We start from the raw sequence: 12,456 nt of genomic DNA on the forward strand, positions 1-12,456 counted from the left end.
ATAACACCCTATATCATTTGACAGGGGGGCGACTAGAATATTTTCGGTATGTAAATAATGCAGCCTATGATAATGGCCCCAATGGAGACCAGCATTACTGCTCCTGCAGAGATATCTTTTATAAAACCTATTCTTTTATCAAAATCGGGGTGGATGAAGTCGCATATTTTTTCTATCGCGGTATTGGCTCCTTCAATTCCTACGACCAACGAAACCGCAAAGATTTGAAACATCCATTCCGTAGGGGATATATTAAAGTAAAATCCGGCAATGGTTACGGCAATGGCCAAGCATACCTGGATTTTTATACTTGCTTCGGTACGAATCAAAAGAAGGGCCCCGCGTAAAGCGAAACCCACACTTTTTATTCGGTTTACAACAAACGACTCTTCCTTAGGCATCTGCTAAAGCTTCAAGAGCCGCTTTGTAATTCGGTTCGTCTACGGTTTCACCGACCTGTTCGGTATAGATAACCTCGCCCGACTCGTCGATCACCACTACAGATCTTGAGAGCAGTGCCGCCAATGGGCCGTCTGAAAACGTAAGTCCATACGCCTGGCCAAAGCTGCCATCGCGAAAATCGGAGAGCATAATAACGTTGTCAATGCCTTCGGCACCACAAAAACGGGCTTGGGCAAATGGTAAATCTTTTGAGATACATAAAACTACGGTATTCTCAAGTTCTGCCGCTTCTTGGTTGAACTGTCGTACAGATTGCGCGCAAGTGCCTGTGTCGACACTTGGGAATATGTTTAAAACCACCTTCTTGCCCGTAAAGTCCGAAAGTGACGCGGAAGAAAGGTCATTTTTTGTCAAGGTAAAAACAGGGGCTTTGCTTCCGGTGGCGGGAAGGTTTCCCAATGTGTGTATTTCGTTTCCTTTTAAGGTTACTGTAGCCATGATATGTTCTGTTTATATTGGGCGTGAAATTAAAAAAATAATACCTAAATATAGAGGTGTACGAAAGAAATCTCCTTACAAAGAAGAAGAAGGGCGAAGCAAAAAAGTGAAACAACTATTTTGATTCTCTTGAAAATCAAAGGTTATTTCACTTTTTCGGTAAAAGGTAAAGCTGCTTTTTGCAGGGTCTATTTGTTGATAGCCCCCATAACACGCTGCATAAATTCATTGAGCGCCTCTTTTTTTGGTTTGCCTTCTTTTATGCTTTTGTGCACTTCGATGGCTCCGTACATGTTCGATATCAATTCGCCGATTACATCTAGTTCTTCGTCTTTGAGCGAAGGTACCTCGGTCAAGGCCTCTAGTGTTTCTATGGTCTCGATAACAAAATCTTCGTCGTTCTCTTCGATAAAGTTTGTCAAATGCTTAATTACTGGCAACTTCACTGATCAATTCTTTTAGAACATCGTATTTGTTCGTTTGTACTTGGTTTTTTAATTCCCCATCGGTAAAAGTAGCGAATGTAGGCAGGTTGTCTACGTTGGCCAGTTTTCGGCTTTCGGGAAATTTTTCAGCGTCAGCGATTACAAACGTCAAATCTTCGTGTGACGCCGCCTCTTTTTTGAATTTGGGCTTCATGATACGGCAATTACCGCACCAGCCGGCAGAATATTGTACTACTACGTTCTTTTTTTCCGCAATGATTTCTTGCAGATTGTCTTGTTCTAATTCTAGCACCATAATCCTAGGTTTTAAAATTCGTAAATGATTTAGACTTGTAATAAAACCGCTTGTACCTGTATACCGTCGATACAAGCGGTTTTCTTTAGGTTTGTAAGGCCTAGCTTAATTAGAGTGTGTAGAAAGGTATTCGGCAACACCTTTTCTGTCGGCGGTCATTGCGTCTTTACCTTCTTCCCAGTTGGCTGGGCAAACTTCACCTTTTTCCTGTACGTGGGTATAGGCATCGATAAGACGTAAATATTCGTTTACGTTTCGGCCCAACGGCATGTGGTTGATCCCTTCGTGGAACACGGTACCTTCCTCGTCGATAAGGTAAGTGGCACGGTAGGTTACGTTATCGCCTTCAACGGTAATAACACCTGTTTCTTCATCGTATTGCTCGTTGGTAATGTCAAGAATGCCCAAGGTAGAGGCAAGGTTACGGTTGCTGTCTGCCAATAACGGGTATGTAACCCCTTCGATACCACCATTGTCCTTACTTGTGCTCAACCAAGCAAAGTGCACTTCTGCAGTATCGCAAGAAGCACCGATTACCAGGGTGTTTCTTTTTTCGAACTCATCTAAAGCCGCTTGAAAAGCGTGCAATTCGGTAGGGCAAACAAATGTAAAGTCTTTAGGATACCAGAAAAGAACAACTTTTTTGTTGTTTTTTTGAGCTTCCTCTAGAACGTTCAATTTGAATGTGTCGCCTAGTTCGTTCATTGCGTTAACACTCAAGTTTGGAAATTTTTTACCTGCAAAAGCCATAGTCAAATATTTTTTTAGTTTCAATTTACTACAAAATTACAGGAATATCGCAGTGAAAAAAGCGGAAGGGCATCTAAAAAATCAATACTGTGATAGCTATTATGTATGCAGGGAAGGTACCTGGGCTTTTGGTGAGATTGTGATAATTTTAAAGCCTTTGAATTAATGAATTGGCAATAAGTGTGCGTATATTTTTTCGTTTTGTTAATTTTAAATATAATGGGAGGTCAAAGTTTTTTTGGAAAGCGGACTATTTTGTAACCAACTGTTTGATTTTGATATGGAAAGCGGCGAAAATCAAGGTTACAATGGGGCTTAACCAATTGAACATGGCGAATAGGGCGTATTCTGCCGTACCTACTCCCAAGACCCCGCTATGATATGCTCCACAAGTGTTCCAAGGAACCAATACGGAAGTTACCGTACCTGAATCTTCAAGGGTTCGACTTAGGTTTTCGGGGGCCAAATTTTTGTCGGCATAGGCCTTGCTGAACATTTTTCCGGGAACTACGATGGCAAGGTATTGATCGGATGCGGTAATATTCAGGGCTAGACAGCTTCCTACCGTACTGGCGAACAATCCGAAGGTCGTTTTGGCCATGTCCAAAAGTGATTTTGTAATACGGTCGAGGGCGCCTATGCCGTCCATTATCCCTCCAAAAACCATAGCGCATACGATCAGCCATATCGTGCCGAGCATACCTGCCATTCCTTTTGCGGAAAATAAGTCCTTGAGGGTTTCGTTATCGGTCGGAACCGAAGTTTCCACGGTAATGGCATTCATAATGCCTTTGTAGCCCGACTTGATGGTTAATTCTTTGGCTCCGGTAATGCCGGCTACAACTTCGGGTTGAAAAATCAAGGCGAAAAGTGCGCCCAAAAGTGAGCCGATCAAAAGGGCGGCAAGTGGCGGTGTTTTTTTTATGATCAACACAACTACTATAATCGGGACCAAAAAGAGCCAAGGACTAATATTGAACGATGAATCAATGGAAGTCAAGATAGAATCGATGTCGGCAGACCCTGTGGTTTCGGCGGTAAAGCCTAAAATAATAAAGAAGATCAAGGTTACGCTTATGGTGGGCACCGTAGTATATAACATGTATTTGATGTGTTCAAAAAGTTCCCCTCCTGCCATGGCCGGGGCCAGGTTGGTAGTGTCGCTCAAAGGCGAGAGTTTGTCTCCGAAATAGGCGCCTGATAGTACAGCGCCTGCGGTCATGCCCAGGGAAATGCCGAGGGCGTCCCCAATGCCGATCAGGGCTATACCTACGGTGGCCGAAGTGGTCCAGCTGCTTCCGGTGGCGACCGATATTATGGCACATATTACCACGCAGGCCGCTAAAAATATAGTGGGGTTCAAAATCTGGAGTCCGTAATAGATCATAGCGGGAATGATACCGCTTATCAACCATGAGCCGGCCAAGGCCCCTACCATAAGTAGAATGAGGAGGGCTCCGCTGGTAGACTTGAGGTTTTCGGCGACCTCTGCCATCATTTGTTTGTAAGAGACCTTGTTGAACACCCCCACGACGGCGGCTACGGCGCCACCAAGCAAAAGTATAAACTGATTGGAGCCACTTAGGGCATCGTCTCCGTAAACGTAAACGTTGTAGGCTAGCATTGCAACAAGGGCAAGTACAGGGGTTAAGGCTTCCCAGATGTTTAGTTCCTTATTTTTTACGATGTTTTCGTTTTCCCTGTGCTCTCCAGAATTTTGTTCTGTCATCAATTACGGTTTAGCTATGAGGTAATATTACGATTTTGGAGTCGTTTGTGCAACTTTTGTATTAATCGTCAAAGGATACCTCAAACCGGAAAATAGTGTTAATTTTGTATTTCAAACACAAAGAAAATTTTATGAGTTCATACGATGTGGCCATTATTGGCTCAGGACCAGGAGGGTATGTTGCTGCCATTCGTTGCGCGCAGTTGGGCATGAAAACCGCAATTATCGAAAAGTATAGCACGTTGGGCGGTACTTGCTTGAATGTAGGCTGTATACCGTCAAAAGCTTTGTTGGATTCTTCGCACCATTACGAAGATGCGATAAAGCATTTTGAAGAGCACGGTATAGATATACCCGGTGAGATAAAAGTTAACCTTGAGCAGATGATCGCAAGAAAGGCCGCCGTGGTAAAACAGACTTGCGATGGTGTGAAGTTCTTGATGGGCAAGAACAAAATCGATGTTTTTGAAGGATTTGGAAGCTTTAAGGACGCCACGCATATCAATATCAAGAAAAATGATGGCAGTACGGAAACTATCGAGGCCAAGAACACCATCATAGCCACCGGAAGCAAGCCTTCTACGCTTCCTTTTATCAAGATTGATAAAGAGCGTATCATAACCTCTACGGAGGCTTTGGAGTTGAAGGAAATCCCGAAACACTTAATCGTTATCGGTGGTGGGGTAATAGGTTTGGAACTTGGCCAAGTGTATAAGCGTTTGGGTGCCGAAGTTACCGTAGTGGAATATATGGATCGTATTATTCCGACCATGGATGCGGGACTTTCAAAAGAGCTAACCAAGGTTTTGAAAAAACAAAAAGTAAAACTCAATGTATCGCATAAAGTAAAATCGGTTGAAAGAAAAGGCGATGAGATCATCGTTAAGGCCGATGATAAAAAAGGACAAGAGGTAGAGTTAAAAGGCGATTATTGTCTGGTGTCGGTAGGGCGTAGGCCGTATACCGATGGACTGAATGCAGAAGCGGCGGGAGTTAAAATCGATGAACGTGGAAAAATTGAAGTAAACGACCACTTGCAAACCAGTACCTCTAATATTTACGCCATTGGCGATGTGATCAAAGGTGCGATGTTGGCGCATAAGGCCGAAGAGGAAGGAACCTTTGTTGCCGAACAATTGGCGGGGCAAAAACCTCATATCGATTACAATCTAATACCGGGTGTGGTCTATACTTGGCCCGAGGTTGCCTCTGTCGGAAAAACGGAAGAGCAATTGAAGGAAGCCGGCGTGGCGTATAAAACAGGTCAATTTCCAATGCGGGCCTTGGGACGTTCCCGTGCCAGTATGGATCTGGACGGATTTGTAAAAATCTTGGCCGATAAGGAAACCGATGAAGTTTTAGGTGTGCATATGATCGGGGCACGTGCTGCCGATTTGATTGCCGAAGCGGTTACGGCCATGGAGTTCAGGGCGTCTGCGGAAGATATCTCTAGAATGAGCCATGCGCATCCGACATTTGCGGAAGCTGTAAAAGAAGCGGCCCTTGCCGCTACCGATAACCGTGCCTTGCACGTTTAAATCTGGGTTCGATATATAAAAAGCCCCGGGTGAAAGTTCATCCGGGGCTTTTTTTATGTCTTTTTTTTAAGGGAATGTGGTCATGGTCAGTTCTTTGCCCAGCCGACCCGTCTAAGTAATCTAAAGAATAGGGTTTTGGCGGTCTGGAATCCGCTGGTCGCCAATACTTCGCCCTTTACCAAGGCAAACCTTAGCGATGTAGCTATTTTGAGCCGTATCACCTCTTTATTGGCTTCGTAGCGAAGTGCGGTAAAGGTGCATATGATCATAAAGCACAAGGCTCCTGAAATCGCTACGGCAGGTGTGAGCGAGTGGTGGAAAAACCGGTAGAGTCCCACTCCTGTTAAACTTCCGTAAAGGATAATAAAGTGAACAATGTATACCGATAAGGTGCTTTGTCCGATTTTGAGTAGGGTACTATTTTTAAGTATTCCGCGTATAAGCATAAAAATGCTAAAAACAACCAGAACATTACCGAGTCTTATGAATAAGTAATTATTGAAATAAATATCTGCAAATAGTTGTAATCCCGTTGCTTGTGAAAGTAATAAAAACAACTTGGATGAATACGAAACGAGGACCATGCCCACGGCGGCGAAAAGCGGTATGGCTACAAAATAGAGGTATTTAAAATCTTTGAACTTGGTGAATACGACCGATAGAAACGAACCGAAAACGGCGTAACCGAACCAAGGTATGATGGTGAAAACGGAACCGTTGCTCTTGGTTAAATAGTTGGCGAAGGCATCCGGTAGAAATGAAAAGCCCCACGTTTTGTATGTCGGTTCAAAAAGGAATAGCGTAAGGGTGATTCCTAGCAACACCGTTGGAAAGACAAATTTCTTTCTGTTCTGGGTGAGTAGGTATATGCCTATAATTCCTAATAAGGAAAGACCGATACAGTGCAATACGTCTACCAAATAAAACGAATCGTAAATCTTGCCTTGTAGAAGGCCAAAAAGGTTCATTCGCAGTAAATAGCCTATAAATAGGAGTTCGAGACCTCTCTTGACCCCTTTCTTGACCCTGGGGTTTTGGAGTCCGGTTTTATCTCCCTTGATGAGTAGGAAGGTGAATATAAAGCCTGAAACGGTGAAGAATACCGGAGCGGTTATGCCTCTGAAGTATTTCCAGATATTAAAAGCGACATTTGAAGTGTCCCTAAACATGGGGTCTAGCAAACCATCAATAAAATGCCCTTGTAGCATCATTAGAATGGCCCATGCCCGCATAGCATCTATAAAGTAGAGTCTTTTTGTCTTTTTATCCACGTTAAAACAATTTCACTAACACCTAAAACCTTCATTATAACTCAGAACTTCCGTTTTTAGTACAGTCGTTCTTTTTTGATATTTCTGGTCGAGCAAAAATCTTTGGTCTATATACTTGTAAAACAAGGGGTTTGGATGTTTTTGCAGCAAAATTAGATAAAATACTCGCAATTCAGTCGTATTTGCTATAATTTCGCCAAAACACCTTTTATTTAAAAATATGGCTCAAATACTGGCATTCGCGGGAAGCAATTCCTCTAAATCTATCAATTACGAATTGGTAAAGTATACGGCATCGCTCATAAAAGACCATGAGGTGCAATTGTTGAACATGGTAAACTTTCCTTTTCCGATGTTCAGTGAGGATTATGAAAGGGAGAACGGTTACTCGAATTCCCTAGTAGAGCTTAAGGAAGACCTGGTGAAGGCGGATGGGGTCATTATTTCGGTGAATGAGCACAATAGCGCCCCGTCGGCGTATTTTAAGAATCTTACCGATTGGTTGTCTCGGGTCGAACGTAAGTTTTTGGAGGATACCCCGGTTTTTTTGATGGCTACTTCCAATGGAAGAAGAGGGGGTATGAGCGCTTTGGAAACCACCAAAAATGTGTTGCCTCGTTTCGGGGCCGAAGTTGTTGCAAGCTTCTCATTGCCGTCGTTTGGGGAAACCTTCAGTAAGGAGGGGGGTATTGTTTCCGCTGATTTGGCAAAAGCACATCGCGAGGCTTTAAACCAATTTTTGGGTAAACTATAAAACCATTCTTTTGCGCACCAATAGCTCGTTTGTCGTTTCCGATATCGAAAGTTTTAAGGAGGGACTGTTGCTATGGGCCCAACAATATGACGATGTCATTTGGTTAGATGGCAACGGGCACAACAATCGTTATGGGGCTTTTGATGCGCTTCTGGCGGTAGATGCGCTCACTTTGCTTCAAACCGATAGTGAGGGGGCTTTTGAAAAGCTTAAGGAGTATCAGGTGTTGACCAATGACTATATTTTTGGGTACCTCTCCTATGATCTTAAGAATGATGTTGAGCGTTTGTCTTCAAAAAATGCGGATCAGTTGCATTTTCCTGAGCTGTATTTCTTTCAGCCTAAAAAAATTATCAAGATTATAGGGGATACCGTGAGTTTCGACTACCTCAAGATGGTCGATGATGAGATCCAATTGGATTTCAAGGCTATTTCCGAAGGTGATTGTCCCAATATAGAGGAAGGCTCCGAAACTAAGAACATACGTATCAAACTGCGTATTTTTAAGGACGAATACTTTCGTCAGGTACAGCGAATGTTGGCCCACATCCATAGAGGGGATATCTATGAAGCCAATTTTTGTCAAGAGTTCTATGCCGAAAACACCAAAATACATCCCTATAGAACTTATCAAAGACTAAATGCTATATCTAAGGCGCCGTTTGCGGCGTTTTTAAAAATGTACGATAAGTTCTTGCTGTCGGCCTCACCGGAACGCTATCTGCGTAAGGAGGGCGATAAAGTCATTTCCCAGCCCATTAAGGGTACGGCCAGGCGCTCGCAGCAAGATTCGACCGATGCCCAATTGGTCAATGAACTTCAAAACGACCCGAAGGAACGGGCCGAAAACATTATGATCGTAGATTTGGTCCGTAATGACCTCTCAAAGCACGCCATTAAGGGAAGTGTTCGGGTTGAGGAGTTGTGTAAGGTGTATACCTTTGAGCAGGTGCATCAGATGATATCTACCGTGGTGGCCGAAGTGGCCCCTGGGGCAAATCCCGTAGATTTGGTAAAAGGGACCTTTCCTATGGGAAGTATGACCGGGGCGCCAAAAGTCTCGGCCATGAAAATAATCGAGGAGCTAGAAGCTTTTAAGAGGGGCTTGTACAGTGGGGCCGTAGGATATTTTACCCCCGATGGCGATTTCGATTTTAATGTGGTGATCCGAAGTATACTGTACAATGCATCGGAGGAGTATGTTTCGTATTCGGTAGGAGGGGCGATAACGGCAAAGGCCGTGGCGGAAAAGGAGTATGAGGAATGCCTTTTAAAGGCGAAGGCCATGCGTGAAGTTTTAGAGAGTTGAAATCAACTTTCATAAAGCGTTTACATTTAAAAAGATTCTAATTGTTGCTTACCTTTGAACCGTGTTGGAAGAGTTTAAAAAACATATAGAAGGTCAATTTACGGAGTTGGTCGATAATCGCTTTTTATTGGCGTGTTCCGGGGGTGTTGATAGTGTGGTTCTTTTACATCTGTGTGCACGAGTGAATCTTGATTTTGCTGTGGCCCATTGCAATTTTAACCTGAGGGGGGCTGAAAGTGATGCCGATGAAGGTTTGGTAAGGGATTTAGCTAAAAAGTATAAGGTAAAAATTTATGTAAACCACTTCGATACAAAATCTTACTCGAGTCAAAATAAAGTATCTATTCAAATAGCTGCCCGAGAGCTTCGGTATCGTTGGTTTTCTGAAATTATGGATAGGGAAGGCATAAAGACTTTAGTGACGGCCCATCATGCCGATGACAGTTTGGAAACTTTTTTGATCAATCTTTCCCGGGGAACGGGCATAGATGGTTTGACCGGAATACCTGTAAAGTCCCATAATCTTTCCCGACCTTTACTGCATTTTACAAGGGAGTGGATTTTATCGTATGCCCGAGCAGAAAGTTTGGTCTGGCGAGAAGATGCCAGTAATGCCGATACCAAGTATTTAAGAAACAAGATCAGGCATGAGATAGTTCCCGCCCTAAAAGAATTGAATCCTGCCTTTTTGGCGAATTTCCAAAAAACCCAAAATTACCTTTCCCAGACAGCCCTTGTTTTGGAGCATCATATTTCCGATTTAAAATCACGGCTTTTTGAGGACGATGGTGGTGTAATACGTGTTTCCACGGTAAAGTTATCACGGCTGAGACCCGTTTCCACTTATCTGTACCTGCTTTTTAAACCCTATGGTTTTACGGAGTGGAACGATGTAGAAAATCTTTTATCGGCTATGAGCGGAAAGGAAGTACGGTCAAAAGACTATCGTTTGGTAAAAGATCGTGATTACCTTCGCTTGGTAGCCAAGGAAGCACCGGATGTTAATGAATTCCATATTGATGAAGGGGATGCCCTGATAAGCGAACCTGTTTCCCTAAAAATCGAAAAGGTAGATGAATATGTTAAGTCTGATCTAAATACACTTTACATAGATAAAAAAGCGTTAAAGTATCCGTTAACGATAAGGAAATGGAAAAAAGGCGACTACTTTTATCCTTTAGGAATGACAGGCAAGAAAAAGCTGTCGAAGTATTTTAAGGACGAAAAAGTAGATGTGGTTTCGAAAGAGGCACAGTGGCTTTTGTGTTCGGGCGATGCTATTGTTTGGGTTATCGGGCGTAGGGCCGATGAACGTTTTAAAGTGTCGGAACACACCAGTGATATTATAAAGATTACATTAAACCAATGAAGCATATAATTGTATTTATCTCCCTGTTTTTTAGTTTTTTGTCTTTATTCGGTCAAGATGACGACAACCCTGTAAAGTGGTCGCAAGAGGTACGCAAGATCAATGATACGGACTATGAGCTTGTTCTTAAGGGCGATATCTACGAGGGGTGGCATATTTATTCGCAATTTACTTCCGAAGGCGGTTCCTTACCGAGTGAGTTTACCTATAAAAAAGCCGGCGAAACCTATGAGCTTTTAGGGGAAACGACCGAAAGTGAAACCGTGGTGGAATACAGTGATATTTTTGAAGTCGATGAGACTTTCTTTAAGGAAAGCGCTGTTTTTACCCAGAAAATAAGATTGCTCGACCCCAGTGTCAACCAAATCGATATCAATTTCTTTTACCAAATCTGTAAAGAGGTATGTATACCTGTGGATGAGGATTTTAGTTTTGTCTTGGATGGAGGGGTTGCCGTAACGGAAAACAAAACAATAGATGAACGTAGTAAACAGCTTTCATCTGCGTTAAAGCTCGATTTGAAGAACAAGGATGCCCTGAAGGATGTCGAGGAAGATATTGGAACGGGTTCAAGTCTTTGGATGGTTTTTGGCCTTGGGTTTCTCGGAGGCTTGATCGCATTGTTGACGCCCTGTGTTTTTCCTATGATTCCCCTTACGGTTTCATTTTTTACCAAACATTCAAAACAAAAGTCGAAGGGAATCGTAAATGCCCTTTTGTATGGCTTTTTTATCGTACTGATATACTTTTTGCTCAGTCTGCCCTTTCATGTTTTCGATTCGGTAGACTCGCAAATTCTCAATACGATCGCAACGAATATTTGGTTGAACATAGCCTTCTTTTTGATTTTCGTGTTCTTTTCCTTCTCCTTTTTTGGGTATTATGAGTTGACCTTGCCGAGTTCTTGGGCGAACAAGATGGATGCTGCTTCTTCGCAAATTGGAGGGGTTATCGGTATTTTCTTTATGGCCGTTACCTTGGCTATAGTCTCCTTTTCATGTACGGGACCTATATTAGGGGGGCTCTTGGGGAGTACGGTTTTGGAGGAAGGTGATGTGGCTATGAACCTTTCCGCTGGTATGACCGGCTTTGGTGTGGCCCTGGCCTTGCCGTTTGCGCTCTTTGCCCTTTTTCCGGCATGGTTGAATTCCTTGCCAAAATCAGGAGGATGGATGACGACCGTAAAAGTGGTGTTGGGCTTCTTGGAATTGGCCTTGGCCCTTAAATTTCTTTCCAATGCGGATTTGGTCGGGAATTGGGGGATTCTAAAACGGGAAATTTTCTTGGCGATTTGGGTGGTACTGTTCGTTTTGCTTACGCTCTACCTCTTCGGTATTTTTAGGTTTCCGCACGACGGTCCTAAAACAAAACTCTCTATGGGTCGTAAGGCGGTGGGCTTAATGGCTATGGGGGTTTCCATTTATATTTTATTGGGACTCCTAGGGGTTTCCAACCTCAAGTTGTTAAGCGGTTTCCCCCCTCCTGCATTTTACAGCGTTTCGGAAACTGAAAGCGATTGCCCTTTGGGGATAAATTGTTTTAAGGACTTTGAAGAGGGCGTAGCTTATGCCAAGAAGGTAGATAAGCCTATACTGTTGGATTTTACGGGTTGGGCCTGTGTCAATTGCCGAAAGATGGAGGAGAATGTATGGGGCGAACCTGATATCTACTCTATTTTGAACGAAGACTATGTATTGATATCCCTCTATGTTGATGATCGAAAAGAACTTCCTGAGGCTGAAAAATTCGATTTTCAATATGATAGTGGACGAATCAAACACATTGAAACCGTAGGACAGAAGTGGGGTACTTTTCAAAGTGTCAATTTTAATGCAGCCTCACAGCCCTTTTACGTGTTGATGACCCCTGACCTGGAAATTCTGAACCATCCGGTGCAGTATACCGATTCGGAAACGTACCGTAAATGGCTCCAGTTCGGATTGGACCATTATAAGGAAAAATAAATAAGAGGCCCTATTTGTTACATGGGCAGTCGGGGCGATATTTCTTCACATCGTCCTTTGTCTACAATACCCTTTGGTGTCTAGGTCTAGCCTGTCAAAAGAACGATTTGAGTGTGAATTTGATGGGTAGA

Annotated in this window: 12 protein-coding genes; 5 read left to right on the plus strand and 7 right to left on the minus strand. The window is 43.2% G+C overall.

Annotated features, from left to right (window positions below; genetic code table 11):
• Positions 1 to 32 precede the first annotated feature (32 nt).
• From BW980_RS10245 to nhaC, 6 genes are all read right to left on the minus strand, one after another.
• Positions 33 to 401 carry a diacylglycerol kinase family protein gene (locus tag BW980_RS10245; protein WP_076455126.1) on the minus strand — a complete coding sequence of 123 codons (369 nt, stop codon included), beginning with the start codon at positions 399 to 401 and terminating at the stop codon, positions 33 to 35.
• Positions 394 to 900 (minus strand): thiol peroxidase, encoded by a 507-nt coding sequence (gene tpx / locus BW980_RS10250; RefSeq protein WP_076455127.1) that lies wholly within the window; start codon positions 898 to 900, stop codon positions 394 to 396. Before tpx ends, BW980_RS10245 begins: the two co-directional genes overlap by 8 nt.
• Positions 901 to 1,088: 188 nt before the next feature.
• Positions 1,089 to 1,346: a DUF6952 family protein gene (locus tag BW980_RS10255; RefSeq protein ID WP_076455128.1), complete on the minus strand. Its 258-nt coding sequence runs from the start codon at positions 1,344 to 1,346 to the stop codon at positions 1,089 to 1,091.
• On the minus strand, positions 1,327 to 1,641 hold the full coding sequence (locus tag BW980_RS10260; protein WP_076455129.1) for a thioredoxin family protein: 315 nt from the start codon (positions 1,639 to 1,641) through the stop codon (positions 1,327 to 1,329). Before BW980_RS10260 ends, BW980_RS10255 begins: the two co-directional genes overlap by 20 nt.
• A gap of 105 nt (positions 1,642 to 1,746) precedes the next feature.
• Entirely contained in the window at positions 1,747 to 2,391 is a 645-nt protein-coding gene (locus tag BW980_RS10265; RefSeq protein WP_076455571.1) for a peroxiredoxin, read from the minus strand.
• A 250-nt stretch (positions 2,392 to 2,641) separates the two neighbouring features.
• On the minus strand, positions 2,642 to 4,120 hold the full coding sequence (nhaC, locus tag BW980_RS10270; protein WP_076455130.1) for a Na+/H+ antiporter NhaC: 1,479 nt from the start codon (positions 4,118 to 4,120) through the stop codon (positions 2,642 to 2,644).
• 131 nt (positions 4,121 to 4,251) lie between these two features.
• Between nhaC and lpdA the strand changes: the two genes are divergently transcribed.
• Positions 4,252 to 5,658 (plus strand): dihydrolipoyl dehydrogenase, encoded by a 1,407-nt coding sequence (gene lpdA, locus BW980_RS10275; protein ID WP_076455131.1) that lies wholly within the window; start codon positions 4,252 to 4,254, stop codon positions 5,656 to 5,658.
• Between the two features lie 86 nt (positions 5,659 to 5,744).
• Here the strand turns inward: lpdA and BW980_RS10280 are convergent, their stop codons facing one another.
• The gene (locus BW980_RS10280) at positions 5,745 to 6,929 is read right to left on the minus strand and encodes a heparan-alpha-glucosaminide N-acetyltransferase domain-containing protein (protein WP_076455132.1); all 1,185 of its coding nucleotides are present in this window, start codon (positions 6,927 to 6,929) and stop codon (positions 5,745 to 5,747) included.
• Positions 6,930 to 7,149: 220 nt separating this feature from the next.
• Between BW980_RS10280 and BW980_RS10285 the strand changes: the two genes are divergently transcribed.
• The 4 genes from BW980_RS10285 (at position 7,150) to BW980_RS10300 (ending at position 12,325) form a co-directional block, all read left to right on the plus strand.
• On the plus strand, positions 7,150 to 7,683 hold the full coding sequence (locus BW980_RS10285) for an NADPH-dependent FMN reductase (protein WP_076455133.1): 534 nt from the start codon (positions 7,150 to 7,152) through the stop codon (positions 7,681 to 7,683).
• 10 nt (positions 7,684 to 7,693) lie between these two features.
• Positions 7,694 to 8,992, plus strand: coding sequence for an anthranilate synthase component I family protein (locus tag BW980_RS10290; protein WP_076455134.1), 1,299 nt, complete (start codon positions 7,694 to 7,696; stop codon positions 8,990 to 8,992).
• A gap of 61 nt (positions 8,993 to 9,053) precedes the next feature.
• Positions 9,054 to 10,361, plus strand: a complete 1,308-nt coding sequence (gene tilS, locus BW980_RS10295; RefSeq protein ID WP_076455135.1) for a tRNA lysidine(34) synthetase TilS — start codon at positions 9,054 to 9,056, stop codon at positions 10,359 to 10,361.
• Positions 10,358 to 12,325, plus strand: a complete 1,968-nt coding sequence (locus tag BW980_RS10300) for a protein-disulfide reductase DsbD family protein (protein ID WP_076455136.1) — start codon at positions 10,358 to 10,360, stop codon at positions 12,323 to 12,325. Before tilS ends, BW980_RS10300 begins: the two co-directional genes overlap by 4 nt.
• The last annotated feature ends 131 nt before the right edge of the window (positions 12,326 to 12,456 follow it).

It is taken from the genome of Zobellia uliginosa, from assembly GCF_900156625.1.
Classification (GTDB): Bacteria; Bacteroidota; Bacteroidia; order Flavobacteriales; family Flavobacteriaceae; genus Zobellia; species Zobellia uliginosa.